The sequence below is a fragment of the Paenibacillus residui genome, assembly GCF_042677205.1.
In the GTDB taxonomy this organism is placed as follows: domain Bacteria; phylum Bacillota; class Bacilli; order Paenibacillales; family NBRC-103111; genus Paenibacillus_L; species Paenibacillus_L residui.
In genome coordinates this window covers 13,347-30,106 of record NZ_JBHTIU010000041.1, presented here as the reverse complement: position 1 = coordinate 30,106, position 16,760 = coordinate 13,347, and the positions used below count along the sequence as shown (strand labels likewise).

Here is a 16,760-nt window from a genome sequence, read left to right as displayed (position 1 = left end):
TTATCATTTATACTTTCTATTACTTGCGTCTGAGTAGCTCGAATAATGCCGGATTATGAATTCCGCTATTCTATGAAACTAACAAGCAGCGCATGTGCTGAAAGGTTATCTTCATTGGACAACCAGACCCTTACCGTAGGAGCAGTTTTCCGCCGATTTCAACAGGGAGGCAAGTCTCGAGGCAGACCCTTTTTTGAGATGTCTTGTAATACAAAAAGAGGCAAGGGATCGTCCCCTGCCTCCGAATGCTCATTCCATTACGGCTGCCATTTCTGTATAATGTCCGTTTCAATCAGAAGCTTCCTTCTTCTATATACTGCAGTTGATAGACGCGAACTTCGGCATAGGAGTTCCATTGGTTTACGCTGTTGCCGTGTCCGGTAATGCGGACATATCTCGCGTCATGCTGCCTCAAATACGTCTTTTCGATATCCAGACTTTCGCCGCTGCTTGTCCCTGTGAACGCCTTGTACCAGGTTTCGCCGTCCAGCGAGGTTTCGATCTCGTATTTGAAGCTCCGCTCATTTCCGCGAATAAAGGCGATGCCGACGCTGTTTACGGTTTTCGCTTCCCCCAGATCGAGCATGATCCATTGGTCGCCTTCCGCTCCCCAATAAGTATCGAAATTACCGTCGATCGCTTTATCCTCCGTGTTCCCCTTGTCGGCTTGCGAGGCACTGGCGGAAACGGCCGCAACCGGCAGCTCGGTCAGACGCTCCTCTTCTCCGTCAAGCGGCGTTAATTTGAAGTTGAAATAGTAAATGCTCTTGATCTCGGGACTTTGCACCGATGATACGATAAGCCTAGCGATGCCGGGAACGTCATCCGCCGGAACGACCTGCACATTGTACAGCGTATGATCGTAGACCGCTTCCACGACAGGCACATTCGTCCGATCTAACGGCAGCCGGATATCATAGCTGAATGTCTGCCCGTTAAAGCTTGGCAGAGGCTCGCCGTCGATGCTTACGCTTTGAACGACGGGAATCGTCAGTTCGCCGTCCGCAATTGTCCACTGATCGAGCGGAACGCTGGTGAACGAAGTATCCGTATCCTCCAGAGCCCCTACAATCGGGATCAACGTAACCGTTATTCTCATATCCTTCACTTCATCCAGCTTGACAAACAGCTTGCGGATACCTTCATTCTGATGCTGCTTGGGCGGATTGGGCGATTCCGGCAGCGGCTTGGCATCCATCACGCCGAGCTTCGCTTCGATCGGACGGCCCGAAGCGTCGTGGGCGTCGCTGTTCAATCCGACCCACAGCTTCTCCCCGCCTTTGGTCAGAATGGCCGATTGGCCGTCGTCGCTCACTTGAATGTCGGCTTCTGTATGCATGAACCAGTACGCGGTGGACGGGTTCAAGAAGGAAACCTCATCCTGAATCGTCGCTCGCGTACGGTTCGAGGCAAGCATCACGCCCCGCTTCGCCGAAGAGACATGCTTGTTATAAGCCTCCGTCAGATTGGCGATCGCAAAACCGCCCAGCGGCTTGCTTTCCGTCTTTTCAATTTTGGCAAATGCCTTAATGTTCTGCTGCGCGCCGCCATCGGGATTGATGACTAACGTGTTATGTCCCTCCGGGTTCAAACGATAATAGGTTAACCGTTCCTTATCGTAATTGGAATAGCCCGGAAGATTGTAATCGTCCTTGCCCAGATCAATGGCCCATTGCTGGCCCAACGCTTCGAATACGAAGCTGCCCAGATCGTAATGCCCGTGGCTGACCACGTTATTGCCCGCCTTCAACCCCAGGAAGCTCGTATTGGGATCGTCCCATTTGCTTCTGAAGGTGGCGACTTCCGTCCCGCTGAAATATTGGTCCAGCTCCAGTGTTTGTCCCGGCAGATAGAAATCTGGCTCGTACCACAGCATTTCGAATTCCGTACCGGCATTTCTGTACTTGATTTTATTGTCCAGATGCACGGAGGCCAGCAATCGATCTCCGTATTTCTTCGCAATCCACAATTCTTCTGCGGCCATCACTTTGTTATTCGAGGCATCGCCATAATTCAGCGAGCCCACCGCCCCGCTCAAATACGTCGGGAAATACCCCGTCTTGTTGAGTCCGGGCGTTTGGTCATATCCGTAGCTTGTCCCTAACGCCGTTTCCAAGGAAGAAATGAACCGTACAATGTACTCCAGCGTATATTTCCAGTAGCTCGGCCCTTCCGCCCATGCTCCGTCCGGAGTGAACTCCAGCAAAATAAAGTCTTCCAGCGCATTGAATGCAATATCCAGTATTTTGCCGCCAAATTGCTCCATCGTCACTTTCTCGTTGGACGGCAGCACGATCTCCTTCTCCACATCCCCGATCGCCATCAAGGCGAGCACGGACGCACCGTTACATACCGCATTCCAGTTGTTCGTTCGCGGATACGTACGTATCCACCAAACATTTTTGTTATACGCCTCTAACGTTTTGACAAGTCCCTTGTTAATAATGGCATCCTCGAGGATTTGCCTCTGCTCCGGCGTCCAGGCGTCATAGAGCCAATCGTACGCTATGGCAAGGCCCTCCATAAATTCGGCCGTGTTCAGAAACTCGTTCTCTTCGTTCCAGCTCGGGAATTGCGATACCGTGTAGACTTCGTCCCAGATCCTCTGCTTATACTGTTCCTTCTTGGCAGCATCGTCGCTCAGATGATACAGCATCCCCAGATTGATAACGAGCGGTCCCACCTGTCTGGAGCCGATCATCCTTCTGCCGTCCGGCAGGTCGTCTGTTGGCAGTGCCATATTCAGATGCTTCTCCCCCTGCTTCTGAATATCCTCGTACCACTTGACGATCGTTGCTTCTCCGGACTGAACCATCGATTTGACCCGGGCAAAGTCGGACGATGTCGCCAAAATCCTTGGATGAGCCGCATCATTGCTCCTCAACCGGGCCATCGCTTCTTCTCCGCTCGGACGGTCGTAAACGATCTCTTTGATCGCCTCCTCGATAAAGAACTTCTCGTTGTCCTTCGGCTTGACGCTCTCATCCACTCTATCGAGCGCATCGTCGAACGGCCGGGCCGTATCGCCAATGACAATGAGCCCCCTGCCTTTATAGTCCGTATACACTTGCTTCTGCAGAATCTTGCCCGCCATGTCCAGAGGAACCATGACATCATCGGATGTAAATTGAATATGGGCATCAGGATAAACTTCGCCTGCAATTACGGCATGATTCTTCGTCACCGTAACGTTCCGGCCATTCATTTTGACACGCGCGCTCTTCCCATGGACTTCCACATCCACGCCGAAGGACCGGCCTACAAAACGAAGCGGCACGACAACCGTTCCCTCGATTCTCCTCGGTATATTCGGCTCGTCGATCGCATGGGCCGTTTTCACATTGTCCATCAGCACGTTCGGGCTGTCGACAACCATCGCCAAGGCGCCGGCCAGCCGATCCTGAACGGAGATGCCAAGATCGTTGTCGAAATCCATTAACGAGTCGGGCACCTGGATCGCCTGCAATTCTTCCATGGTCTTCAATTCCGTACCCGAATACATTCTCATATTATCCAGCAGCGTGGTGAAGTTGTTGCTGCCGGTAACGTCCGGTGTCAGATCGGCTTGCGGACTTCTTTTCGCCCGAACCCGCACGTAATTGATCCCCACCGCCTGATTGCCGTTTTTCAAAACAACCGAATCGAGCTTCTTGACGCCGTCCACATAGACGGATACCGTCTGGACATCCGGTCTGAAATCGATCGCAACGGACAGCCTGTACCATTGGTTTGGATTCAACGGCACTTTGTTGCCTTCCACTCTCAAGATGCCGTCGGCACCCAGATTCCCCAGCGTAATTCCTTTATTGCCGCTGTCTTTGATTTCGAAAAATTTGCTTCCGTTGGAGTCCAGCGATTTGATATCGAAATCAAAAATGATCTCGCCCGTCAAGTCGTCGGCACCGAATCGTTTCGCCAAGCCGACATCCGGCTGATCCGCCACGGCTTCTTCAATCCGCAGGGCCACGCTGGTCCCGTTCGGAGCCGTATGTTCGTTCCGAAGAGCACCGCTCGATTTCTTGACATCCGATATGCCGGTCATTTCAAATCCGCTAGGCGGCGTACCGGTCCCGGTATAATTCTCGAAATCCTGATACAAATAGACGCCGATTGGGGACGCTGCGGCCGCCGGCAGAACGCCGACAATTCCGCTGCAGCCAATGACAATGCTTAACAACAGGCTAATGCTTCGCAACCATTTTCTCCTTGCACTCATCCTCGTTCGCTCCTCTCAAACCGGTTTATGAATGGTCATTTCCCTCTCCTTGACAACGACCTGATAACGTTCGCCGCAGTCGAATTCATAATGGCCGTCGGCGAATGATCGAATCGATACGGCCGGGAGATGTTCCCCCCGGAAGGGCGCAAGCACCGTCAAGAAGGTCGCCGTTCCGCTGTAAGTCCCCTGGAACCGGACTCTGGTGGAGGCTCTTGCTATATCGTTGACATCGGACAGCCTCCCCGGCAGAAGCTCCGTATCTCCCCGCGGGTACGTATAAATCGCAAGATTGGCTATATCGCTTGCGGCGACGACCGCCTCCGGTACGATCTCCACTTCGGTAAAATCCAAATGAAAGTACCGCTGCACTTGGTTCTGCTCCAGCCCTTCCACGCGGTCCGCAATCACGACCAGCCGTTGATCGACCAGCGCCATATGGCGGTGATGGACAATCGGCTCATAATTCAAATGGTAAGCGCTTGCGATTTGGTAGAAGCCCCGGTCTTCCACATTGTAAATTTCTCCGATCTTCTGGGGTCCGTAGGCAAATGAGCCCAAATATTCGAAATGGTCCCTCTCGTCGATCAGAAGCGTGGAATGGTAGTTGGCGCTCTTGAATTGCTTGCGGTCCTCATCCTCCCGATAGCAGAAGACGCCGGGATCGCAGATCATGTTTTTGCCGAGCGCCGTAAAGTCGAAGCTCATGAGATCGATATGGGCATGGAAGTTTTGTATCGGACTTCTGCATGTAAACAGGAAGCTGAGCGCCTCCGAATCCCATCCGCTGCGGATAATCGCCTGATGAAGCGTCCGGTTCCAGAATGTCGTCAATTTATCGCACTCGTAACGCTTGCCTTGAAGCGCATTCAAATCGTGATAGAACCGGGGCACATCCAATGCCCGCCACACATGCTTGCCGGCCTCCCGCATGATCTCCCGGGTATCGATCAAGTTGGTCGCGAGCCCTAACCAGGTCAGATCATCCAACGCCATATATCCGTATACTCCGCCCATAATCGCCAGATGGTTCGCATGGGAATCCCCTACGGGGACGCATTTCCCGGTGGGCCGCAGAGAATAGATGGAATAGTCCAGGTTCTTGCGGAGCAGCTCCATATACCTCTCCGAGAACCTGAAATGAAAGCGCTTGGCCAGAACGACAGCAAGACCAAACCAGAACATGCAACCATTATGATAGGAAGGACAGCCTTCGATCTGGCCGCCGTCTTCGGTCAATTGCGCCGCTGCACATCTTTCAATCCCATCGATGGCGAAGGCTTTCCACTCCTCCGCTTCCTTCAGCTCCGGGAAATAAAGCGCCGTTGTCAGAATTCCCAGGCATTCCATCAGAAAATGGTTATGATCGGCCTGCGGCCAAAGGATCGGCGATACCTTTCGCAAAATTTTGATTTGCTTGTAAACCGCCCATAGATATTGTTCCAACACCTCCTCTGTAAACAGCTCCGTATGCCCCAGATGCTCTAATACGAGCGGCCACGTTTTATAGCTGCGGATACCAAGCTCAAGCGCCCGCAGCGGATGGCATTTCGAGAAATAGTCGATCGGATAATCGATCATCTCTTCATGAATCTCGACGGTTTCAATCCAGTTCAGCAGCTCGTCGATGACCTTGCGCCCATACTTTTCCTCTTGCGTTAAAGAATAAGCCTCCAGCAAATCCTGCCAGTGCGTCATTCGATTGAGCTGCCACAGGAATTCATTATCGTTATGCCTGCGTTCCAGCCAGCACGGCGGGTTCCCTACAAATTCACGCACGCCGCCCGTACCCGGAAGCTTGATCATTCCCTTATAAGCTTCCTCTGCGTTGGCGATTGTTTCCTGCACGAGCTCCGGCATGTTCTCGGCAATGTATCGGCTCTTGGCCGCCATAGGCTCCAATCTGGAGCGCAAGTTAGCCAACAGCTCGCTTGAAGAGATCGGCTCTTTCAACAAAGCCCGGATATTCATCTTTACACCTCCTCAAGGGGTAGGCTGCAGGTTTAGCGGGCTGCAGCCTGACCCGGCTCCCTACTGCTTCATCTCGGCCATATACCGATCGTAAGCGGCCTGGTTAATTTCCACCAAACGGCTGGCACCCAGCTTCTCGAGCTCTTTCACAAATGCCGCATGATCTACCGGTTTGGCGCCCAGAATCCATTGCTGCCTCGTTTCGACAATATAAGTTTCGACCTTCGGGAAGATCTTCTGGATTTCCTTCTGCTCCTCATTGGTAAATTTCAGAATAGGATATTTGTCCATAAATACATTGTTTTCTTTATATAAGTCAATGCCTTCTGTCGCCAGAGGAAGCGTCCATTGCTCTTCATAGAAATAATCCTGCTGGAAACCGAAGTTGGACTGGGCCCCTGTCTCGCGGATGACATCTACCGGCGCTTTGTCGGACTTCAATACTTTATCCGTGAAAATCGGCTTGCCGTCGACCATCGTATACGTGTCGCCTTCCATTCCGAAGTTAGCCATTCGGCGGCCCTCTTCCGTAAACCAGAAGTCGAAGTATTTAATCGTGGCCACCGGGTCCGGATTGCTGTGCGAGATCCCCCAGCCATAGTTTTTGGCACGATCGCGCTTGGAAGGTTCCTTCACCACGCCGTTGACGTCCGCCGGAGGAAGCATCGGCTCGAACCGGAAGCCCGGAATCTTGCTCGCCAACTGCTCGTTATAGTTCCCCGTCGAAGCGAAGAAATCATGCGTCAATCCGCCTACGTTATCCGCGAGCAGAATATCTCTCGCCTTGCTTCCCCGAGTGAAGATTTCTTTATCAATCAATCCTTCTTTATACCACTGGGCGATATTTTCCATGGCAACGCCGTAGTCGTCCTCCAACGGCCCGAATACCACTTTACCGTCAAATGCCCGATAATCCGGGTATGCATTCCAGAGCGCCATGAGTCCTTCAATTCCGATAGACGTATTTCTGTGGAAAAAGCCGACTTCATCCTTCTTGTTGTTGCCGTTCGGATCATTATTCACGAACGCCGTTAACACATTATGCAGCTCATCCACGGTTTTCGGTTCTTCCAATCCCAGCTTCTCCAGCCAGTCTTTGCGGATAAACCAGCCTTTCTCCGCTTCTCCATCCGCAACAAACGGGATAAACCATATGTTCCCGTCATTATCGGAGGCCGCACTCCTTACATCGGGATTATCCTGAAGGAATTGCTTCAGATGGGGAGCATGCTTGTCGATCAAATCATTGAGCGGCAGGAAAGCTCCTTCCTGGCCGTATTGCAGGAAATCTTTGGATAGCGCTTGCATAATATCCGGCAGCGAACCCGACGCCATGACAATACTGAACGTTTCGCTGAAATCCGCGACCGTACTCGGCAGCGTTCCCTCCAGCGTGACATTGGTCATCTCCGCAGCCTTCACGAAGATGGGCCAATCGTTTTTAAATACTCCCGAATCTTTCGTTCCCATGTGAACCTTCAATTTAAGCGGCTTCTCCGAAGCCAGGTACGGATTTTGGCTATTCTGTGCCGCCGTTTCCCCTTCGGACGGTGCAGCTTCTTTCGGAGCCTTCGAACACCCTGCCAGAGCACCCGCAATGATAGTGGTTGCCGTTAACAAATAGACGATTTTTTTCAAACCTTCCACCCCATTTTTAAAATAGTAGCATTATCCCTTGACCGCGCCTACCAGCATACCTTTGATAAAATATTTCTGAATATAGGGATACACAAGCACAATTGGAAGAATAGAGACGACGATGGTCGCATAAGTTACGGTTTCCGCCGATACCGTAGAGGTAAAGTCCAACGCGGCGGCAAACTCCGATTGCAGATCGTTCTCGACAATCATCTTCTTCAACAGCACTTGAAGCGGGATCTTGTCCATATCGGTCAGCATAATCATCGACCAGAAGTATCCGTTCCACTTCTCGATCGCATAGAACAAGCCGACTGTCGCTAATGCGGGCTTCACCAGCGGCAAGTATACTTTGAGCAGTACCTGCAGATCGTTGCCGCCGTCCACTTTCACCGATTCTTCCATTTCTTTCGGTATGGCTTCAAAGCTGGTGCGGAGCAGGATCACCTTAAAGGCGTTACAAGCAAAAGCGATTATAATGCCTGTCCGCGTATTCAAAAGCCCCAGATCTCTCAAAGTCAGATAGAACGGAATCATGCCGGCATCAAACCAGAGAGTTAACGTGACGAAGATCGTAAACCATTTTCTCCCCCTCAGACGTGTCTTCGACAGAGCGTAGGCTCCGCATATCGTAAAGAGCATGGATACCGCCGTCCCGACAACGGTATAGAAAATGGTGTTCGCATAGGCCACCCATATTTCCGAATTGCCCAAAACCTGTTTATACGCATCGAGCGTAAACCCTTCGGGAAACAGGAGCACTTTGCCCGTAACGACGTTATACGGCATGCTTATGGACGCGGATAATACGTATATAAAAGGGTAAAGAGCCGCAAGCGCCATAATAGCTAACAGAATATTATTGATGATCTTAAATATTTTTTCTCCTCTTGACTCAATCACACTATCACCTACCATAGGCTTGCATCGGTTACTTTTTTGCTAAGCTTATTCGCCATAATGACCAGGATAAGGGCTACGATAGAGTTGAACAATCCTACGGCAGTCGCGAAATCATATCTTCCGTCTATAAGCCCCGAGCGATAAACATAGGTGCTGATGACATCCGCTTTCTCATATGTTGCCGGCTGATAGAGCAGAATGATCGTCTCATATCCGACGCTCAGCAGGTTGCCGACCTTCATAATGAACATCACGACAATGGTAGGCAGTATGCCCGGCAGCGTTACATGGATAATTTGTTTGAACTTGTTGGCCCCATCCATTTTAGCAGCTTCGTAGAGCTGTGTATCTATACCGGCAATCGCCGCGATAAAAACGATGGAAGCAAACCCCGTCTCCTTCCAGAGATTCATGGCCGTATATATTCCTCTGAAATAATCGGGATTGGTCAAAAAATAGATCTTCTCCATCCCGAGCTTCTCCAGAATGAGGTTAATCAGCCCGCTGTTCGGCGCCAGGAAAGTCGTTACGATTCCGGCGATGACGACTACGGATACGAAATGAGGCAAATAAGTCAGCGTTTGCACCACTTTCTTAAAGCCCTGCCGAGTCACCTCGCTAATCATAATGGCCAATATAATTTGGGCCGGGAAGCAAATGATCAGTCCATATAAGCTGATGATGACCGTATTCATGAACACTCTCGAAAAGTATTCGCTTCCAATAAATTCAGTAAAGTACTCGAAGCCTATCCAGTCGCTGCCGCCGATTCCTTTAAACAAGCTGAAATCTTTAAAAGCAATTTGGATGCCCCACATAGGAAAATATTTGAAGACTAGAAACCAGAGCAGGAAAGGGATTAGCAAATAGTACAGGATTCGATCTCGAATGATATCTTTTTTCAATTCTCTGAAATACGTTGCCCAGCTTCTCTTTGGCTTCGCTCTTTTGAATTTTGCCGACGGTTTCATTGGAGCTACGGTATTGCTCATAGTTATCTTTCACCCCCCCCTTGCTTTCATGCTTGTCGAGCTTGCCTTAACTTGAATCCTATAGGAGATGCCGCGAAAGAGATATCTTGAATATTTGTCGTAATCGTTACTTCTTGGCTTGATGACCAAAAACCGTGATTCCCCGTCCTTATCGAGGGGAGCACAAAAAATCGATATGCCTAGATACGGAGGCCGGAGAAAGCGCATTCCAGCAATGGTTTAGAGGAGGTCAAAAAATGAGGATTGGACCGGTCTGCAAAATTTTGAACTAAACTCGAAGCGGAAAGTGATGTAGACTTAAGCTGACAAGCTTTTGTTACACCGGTTTATGTGTTAGGATTATGTTCTACTGAAAGCATTTTCATAGAAATTAACGTACAGCTTAATCAGATTCATGAAGTCATCCGGGCATACAGATAGAGAGCCGGGTGATCGACGAATGAGATGATTAAAAGGGGAGTCAGCAGATTGATGGTCAAGAGGAAATTTTTGTACAAGATGTTGAGCTTGTTTGTCGTAATTGTTCTAATCTATTCGATCATTACCTCGTCCATTATATTTTACAAAAGCTACCAAATGTCGGACGCGCAGAACAAGCACAACCACCAATTATATATGGATCAAGCCAGCAATTACGCGGACTTCAAGCTGCGCATTGCCATGGATTTCGTATATAAGGTTTCCACGCTGCAAAGTTTAATCGATTATCGCTATAGCGATGAAACGAGTTATTTGTACATTGCGAACCTGTACAATGATCTGATAGATCAGCTTCAAGGCTTTGGCCAGTTGGGGTTCACCCTGGGGATTACGAAGTGGACCGATAACCTGGTGATCACATCTGCCGGAACTTATAGCATTAAAGATTATTTAAACGAACTCGGGGTCCGCTCAGAGGTCTTGAACCGTTTCGAACAAATGCAGGGCGAATCGCTCGTGGCCAATACTTACGTTGTTCCGCAAGCGCTTTCCGAGAGGCCCGGCAAAATCGTGATGATTCATCAGACGATTAATTCGAAGCTTGATCCCCTCTACTTCTTTATCGTGGTAGACAGCGCTTCTTTACTGCCCGGGACATCGGAATCTACGAACGGCAATTTCTATCTGTATACCGATCAGATCGTCAGCTCCTATATTCATAACAAGGAACTGAACCCGGAGATTCCGGCCGAAAGCGGGTGGGGCAACGATAAGGAAGATATGAACCCTATAAAGGCAGGATCGACCGTTAACTATATTTATCATTCGAAGGTGATCCCAAATCTAAACTATATTTACACCAGCGAATCGACTTCATTCAGCTCGATTTTCTTCGCCATATGGAAGACAGCGCTGTTCCCTGGCGTTGTTCTGCTGCTGCTGGGCATTATCCTCGCTTATGTGGCAACAAGGTCAAGCTATAGGCCGATTCGGCAGCTGCTACAGTTTCTGGATGAGCGGAAGGAATCGAACGGAACCGCGTCGGTGAATGAACATGATCAACAAATTCACGAGCTTGCTTACATTCAATCCAGCATTGAGCAGGTCTATTCCATCAATCATGCATTGCAGCATAAGCTGGATCATTCTTTAATCCATTTGCGGGAGGATTTCTTTCGCAGGGTGATCTACGGAATCGCAAGCGAGGACTTTATTCGAGAGAACTTGTCCGCCCTGCAATTAGAGCAGTTTCAGGACGACTTGAAGCTCATGCTGCTGGAATGCGAAGGCATCGAAGCCTTGCATCAGACGATGCCCGCTTCCAATCTTCTCTTGATTTTCAATACGTTGATCAAGGAGACTCTGGACGGGTACGAGGATTTCTTTGTTCTGCCGCTGGACAAAAATAAATATGGTGTAATCTTCCACAGCATTTCATCCGAGTCCCTGCAGCGATTGGCCGAAACGGTGATTACCCGCATCGAACAGGATCTGTCGCTCGATATAACTGCATGCCTGTCCGATTCCTACCGGCTCCATGAGCTGACTTCCGCTCTGCAGGAGCTGCTTCGGTTGAGTAATTACCAGCATGCGAACGCCAATAAAGTGTTAACATCACAGGGCGTGAAAGATCTCGAAGCCAGCGTCGGCTATTATCCGATCGAGATGGAAGCGTCCCTGATTAATTACGTCCAATCGAACGAATTGGGCAAAGCCTACGATTTGCTGAGCCATCTGCTGAACAAAAATGTGAATCATTCCGCGATGGGGCCTGCAAGCCTGTCCAATCTGAAGCATTCGTTCCTGACCACCTTCAAGCGATGCTTGAATTCGAACGGTAAAACGTTGAATCAATTTACAAGGGAATATCCCGACCTGTTGAACGAGTTTATGGAGGTGCCGGTTTCGAAGTTTTCGGAAAAGACGTTCGCCTTGTTCGAATTGATTTTTAATTATTGCAACAAGGACAAGTTCAGCCTGGAGAGCTCCACCGCTTCGCAAATCTTCATGTACATCCATAAGCACTTCGATAAAGATTTGTCGTTGACGGATATTGCGAACCACTTTAATTTGTCCGAAAGCTACGTCAGCAAGCTGCTGAAAAACTCACTGGACATTAACTTCAAGCAATATGTCAATACGTTGAAGGTGAAGAGAGCGAAGGAGCTGCTTCACCAGGGCAATTATAAGGTTCATGAAGTTGCGGCGATTGTCGGATGCAATAATACCAACACCTTCATTCGAATCTTCAAGCAATATATCGGTGTCTCTCCGGGAGAATACGTGAAAAATCTGAATCAACTGTCAAGCTGATTCGGATCACGATTTTTTGCAGTCCGTATTCAATTTCTGTTCTTCGCCCAAAACCCGCGCTGCAGTGCCGTTTTTGGCGACTACAGCCAATAGTAAGGATGTACCTCGACCTCCTTAAGGATTACAATGAAAGCGCAATCTCGGCATCATTTCCAGTAAGAAAGGAGTAATCATCCAATGGACCATAGACCGGATTGGCTGAACCATGCATATACGGAATCCTTGAACAAGATCCGGACCGTAAGCCGGAAAATCGGAGCGAGCTTCCCGCATGTATGCTTGAATGGAAGCTACAATTGTGAGGAAGCCTCCTTCTGGACTTCCGGATTTTGGGGAGGCTTGCTGTGGCTGGCCTATCGCGAAACGAAAGAGGAGTCTTTGAGAGAGCTTGCGGAAACGATCGAACAGAAGCTGAACGTTCCGCTGCATGATTTTTATGATATTCATCATGATGTCGGATTTATGTACCTGCCGACGGCTGTCGTTAACTATCAGTGGACGGGAAATGAAGAATCCCGGAGAACGGGCCTGATCGCAGCCAGCCATTTGGCAGGCCGCTTCAACCTTAAGGGGCAGTTTATCCGGGCATGGACGGATCGTGTGGACCCGAACAGCACGGGCTGGGCCATTATCGACTGCCTTATGAATCTGCCGCTGCTGTTCTGGGCATCGAAGGAGACGAGCGATCCCCGCTTCAGGCATATTGCCGTGGCGCATGCGGATACGGTGCTCAAGCATTTTGTAAGGGAGGACTGGACTGTCCCTCACATAGTAAGCTTTGACCCGGAGACGGGTGAGAAAATCGAGAACCTGGGAGGACAGGGACTCGGCCCGGATTCCGCGTGGTCGAGAGGCCAAGCCTGGGCCATCTACGGCTTCGCCATTGCGGCGCGCGAAACAGGCAAACCGGAATACCGGTTAGCAGCCCAAAATATCGCAAATTACTTCTTGTCCCATCTTCCTGAAGATCAAGTCCCTTATTGGGATTTCAGATCGGAAGACAAGGATAAGTTCGCCCGGGATTCCACAGCGTCCGCCTGTACGGCAAGCGGCCTGCTCGAACTGAGTGCCCTGATGGAAGAGGAGTCCGAGAAGTCCTTCTACTACGAAAGGGCACTGGCTATACTCAAAGGGCTGTATGACAACTACGCCGACTTCAGCGGCCGGCAGGATGCCATTCTGACCAAAGGAACCGTATCGTATCCCGTCAACAAACATGTTAACGTGCCGATTATTTATGGGGATTACTATTTTGTAGAGGCACTCGGCAAGCTGCACGGTCACCCCGGGTTGTTCTAACCTGCAACAGCCCCCCGGCCATAGATGGTCAGGGGGGCTTGAATCGCAATTTTTGCCGACGAGCTAATTTCTCCGTTCCATATTTGTAATCCTATTATTACGCTTCATTCCCCTATCCACTGCTCTAAATCAAAATGTTTCAGCTTGGCTGCGCAACAAAACTTGAACTTCTGACCGCTGCCGCATGGACATGAAGCATAGACATTGGATGGGGTGAGTTTTTGCATTAGTGCTTTTCTAAGGTCGGATAAGTCTTCCATGTAATTAATTTCGACGATGCATGGAAGCCCGTATCGGTCACAGAGCCGCAGAATTTTCCCAGCCCTCTCTTCGGACCTTACATAGGCGACGATGGAGTTGTCGCCCTTACCTAACGGAGTTGCCAAACGGTCCGAAGCCGGCTTCATCCCCCCCTGCTTCGCTCGCCGAAGATAGGTATCCAGAGTTCTCTCACTGGGTGGAATTTCTTCCTTTCTGGGCCCCAAATACATTTCCGCTATTGGGTAGAAGGATTCCGGATCGTCCGGGAATACCTCCAGGTCCTGTAATTCCAATATCTGGTGCTCAGCCCCTGCTGCCGCCTCTTTAAAAGAATCCAGTGCCTCAATTTCTTCCTTGATCGGTATAAATGGAATGTTGTGGCCTGATTTCATATGAATATCAAATGAGTGCCACAGTCCGATCGCTAACATTTTCCTTAGATCAAGAATGGGGAGCTTGGTATAGTTCCGAGCGTATATCAGCATCATCCTGTAATGATAAGCCGCTGCTTCGGGCTCGTCCACCTCAATTAATAATTGGCCGAGTGAGTAATGAGATTCTACTTGAGTCGGGTCTACTTCAATAGATTTCTCGTAAGCTGCAGTAGCCAGCTCCGGTCTCCCCCCTTTCGAGTACAAGTTGCCCAACCGATTCCACAAATATCCGTCCTGACTGTTTTCACCAAGTTTTTTCAGAAAGTTATCTTCCGCGTCGGTTGCCCATCTAGGAGTAGTACCGTCATATAGTTGAATTTGGCCTATCATGAAGCTAGAGGAATCTTCCTCCTCGCCTGCAGTCGCCTTTAACAACCAACTTAATAGAAGAAACGGATCCTTGGTCTCCCAAAGGCCTGCTCCGTTACATTGTTTGCATCGAAAATATCCCGTAGTTTGTATATGATCGAACATGCTTTCATGTTGATCTTGACTATTTGACTGCCCATGTCCCACATTGAAAGCAATTAATCCGAGATCGTATTGTCCTTTTCTCCCACAATGACCACAAATTAACATCATTTTGTTAGCCTCAAACGGGGGGCTTATTTTCTTTTTATGCTTGGCAATAAGCTTCGCAAGTTTGCCGGGCAACCATTTGACCGTCGGAATATGCGGAATACCTGAAAGGGGTTCTCCTGTCAAGGTAGCGATCAGCAAAGGATTAATGGCCGCATGGGTATTTGCCATATAGATTTCCCGCCCTTCGTATGATGATTAGGTCGATCACTCGATTGGTAATTTTCCGAATATCCGCTATCCTAGTGATTGGCCTTGTGCTTTTCGTTCAGTTCATTATAGTCGATATCGAGCCTCTCCATCCAGGATTTAATCATTTCTTCCGCATGCTTGTATTCGAATTTGTTCCATTCGTCCCATAGATCCAATTCGTAAAGCACATCCTTAAACCTGCGAAAAGGTCGATGGCCATTAAGAGCGTCGAACAGCCTGTCCTCGGGATCGGATTCGGTACGCTGGGCAAATTTCGTCATCACATAAAATGCCTCATTCGAATCGATCTTTGGAATGTCGATATAACGTTCTTCATTCTCCTCGTCATCCCAGTCGATGCCAGGCTCCCCTGTATAAGCTTCGTCTATATCCAAAATAACTTGTCCGGTATACAGATCCAGGTAATAAGGATGCTCGAAGTTGTTATCCAGGTAGGCATCAACAAGCTCATCCATTAACTTCATATCAGTCAAACCCTCTTTCGATTTCAAACATATACTTATAGTTTAGCAGAATGATATCTGGTTAAACATTTGTTTTTCTGTGGTCAATGAAACATTTATGATAACATTGAACTCCGCACAGCTTCCGAAATTCATGCAAGCACATGGAAAAAGACGCCCAAGAGAGCGTCTCAACATGGTTAATGTATTTATTTACCCGGATTTTTGAGGGCATCCGGATACTCTATCGTTTTAAAAACTTCTTTAGTACTCTCGTCTTGAAGCTTAATAGCTACTTTACTCTCGTCTGACGCGCCTTCGAATATTTGATAGTACATAGCCGCTATAGCAATGCCTATGGATGCGAATCCGTCGAAGCTCTTTTCATAAGCAGCCCTGTCTACGACAAAGGTGACCTCCGAAAAGGAGTCATTAGGGATCACATCTTTGATCGATTTAAAATCTTGTCCGCTTTTCAACTCCTCAATGCTTTGGGTAAGACTATCTCTCATTTCACCCAAGATCTTGGAATGAGTGTCCTTCGACATGGTATAAGTGAGTGATCCGTCATCATTCTTTTTTACCTCGTCAACACCTTGTTCTTTAGCTTTGGCAATGGTGTTTTCGATATTTTGTTCACCTTGGAACATGGATGCGGGCAATGTAATCTCTACAGTAGTGGATTTGTTCTCCACCTTCTCTTTCCCCGTTTCCCCCTTATTGGCGCCATCCTCGACAACAGGAGCATTCTCCCCGCTCTTCTGTTTCGGCTCCGAGCAGCCTGTAAACATCAAAGCAGCAACCGACAGAACAACAAACAGTTTTCCTCTCACAACTTCCACCCTTTTTTATTTCCCAGATCGGCTCCGGTATTCTCTCTCTAAATGACAGTCCATCCTATTTTATTACAAAATCTAGCAAATTGCGACTAGATTTTTGGGAGTAGGGAGTGGTTGACCTGAGTGAGTCCTTGGGACAGAAGCACCCCTTCCAGCAAATAAGAGAACCACCTTTACTGCTCTTATCATTTTTTCTTGAAGCTAAATGGAATTGATTTCGTGCAATTGCAACAGATCTC

General features: G+C 48.9%; 10 protein-coding genes. 2 read left to right on the top strand and 8 right to left on the bottom strand.

The genetic code is table 11. The features are described from left to right. Window positions 1-292: 292 nt before the first annotated feature. The 5 genes from ACFQ03_RS13800 to ACFQ03_RS13780 are packed head-to-tail and all read right to left on the bottom strand — an operon-like array spanning window position 293 to window position 9,720. Complete coding sequence (locus ACFQ03_RS13800) at window positions 293-4,216, bottom strand: discoidin domain-containing protein (RefSeq protein ID WP_379288802.1); 3,924 nt, start codon at window positions 4,214-4,216, stop codon at window positions 293-295. A 15-nt stretch (window positions 4,217-4,231) separates the two neighbouring features. Then, on the bottom strand, window positions 4,232-6,187 hold the full coding sequence (locus ACFQ03_RS13795) for a heparinase II/III family protein (protein ID WP_379288800.1): 1,956 nt from the start codon (window positions 6,185-6,187) through the stop codon (window positions 4,232-4,234). Window positions 6,188-6,247: 60 nt separating this feature from the next. After that, complete coding sequence (locus tag ACFQ03_RS13790) at window positions 6,248-7,825, bottom strand: extracellular solute-binding protein (RefSeq protein ID WP_379288798.1); 1,578 nt, start codon at window positions 7,823-7,825, stop codon at window positions 6,248-6,250. Window positions 7,826-7,855: 30 nt separating this feature from the next. Continuing rightward, complete coding sequence (locus tag ACFQ03_RS13785; protein WP_222126726.1) at window positions 7,856-8,728, bottom strand: carbohydrate ABC transporter permease; 873 nt, start codon at window positions 8,726-8,728, stop codon at window positions 7,856-7,858. 8 nt (window positions 8,729-8,736) lie between these two features. Next, entirely contained in the window at window positions 8,737-9,720 is a 984-nt protein-coding gene (locus tag ACFQ03_RS13780; RefSeq protein WP_379288795.1) for an ABC transporter permease, read from the bottom strand. Between the two features lie 444 nt (window positions 9,721-10,164). Here ACFQ03_RS13780 and ACFQ03_RS13775 point away from each other — a divergent pair, with 444 nt between their 5' ends. Then, window positions 10,165-12,453, top strand: coding sequence for an AraC family transcriptional regulator (locus ACFQ03_RS13775; RefSeq protein WP_379288793.1), 2,289 nt, complete (start codon window positions 10,165-10,167; stop codon window positions 12,451-12,453). 177 nt (window positions 12,454-12,630) lie between these two features. Then, on the top strand, window positions 12,631-13,752 hold the full coding sequence (locus ACFQ03_RS13770; protein WP_144940086.1) for a glycoside hydrolase family 88 protein: 1,122 nt from the start codon (window positions 12,631-12,633) through the stop codon (window positions 13,750-13,752). 104 nt (window positions 13,753-13,856) lie between these two features. Here the strand turns inward: ACFQ03_RS13770 and ACFQ03_RS13765 are convergent, their stop codons facing one another. The 3 genes from ACFQ03_RS13765 to ACFQ03_RS13755 form a co-directional block, all read right to left on the bottom strand. Further along, window positions 13,857-15,197 (bottom strand): tetratricopeptide repeat protein, encoded by a 1,341-nt coding sequence (locus ACFQ03_RS13765; protein ID WP_144940084.1) that lies wholly within the window; start codon window positions 15,195-15,197, stop codon window positions 13,857-13,859. A gap of 71 nt (window positions 15,198-15,268) precedes the next feature. After that, the gene (locus ACFQ03_RS13760) at window positions 15,269-15,703 is read right to left on the bottom strand and encodes a UPF0158 family protein (RefSeq protein ID WP_379288791.1); all 435 of its coding nucleotides are present in this window, start codon (window positions 15,701-15,703) and stop codon (window positions 15,269-15,271) included. 188 nt (window positions 15,704-15,891) lie between these two features. Then, complete coding sequence (locus ACFQ03_RS13755) at window positions 15,892-16,515, bottom strand: hypothetical protein (protein WP_144940080.1); 624 nt, start codon at window positions 16,513-16,515, stop codon at window positions 15,892-15,894. Between the last annotated feature and the right edge of the window lie 245 nt (window positions 16,516-16,760).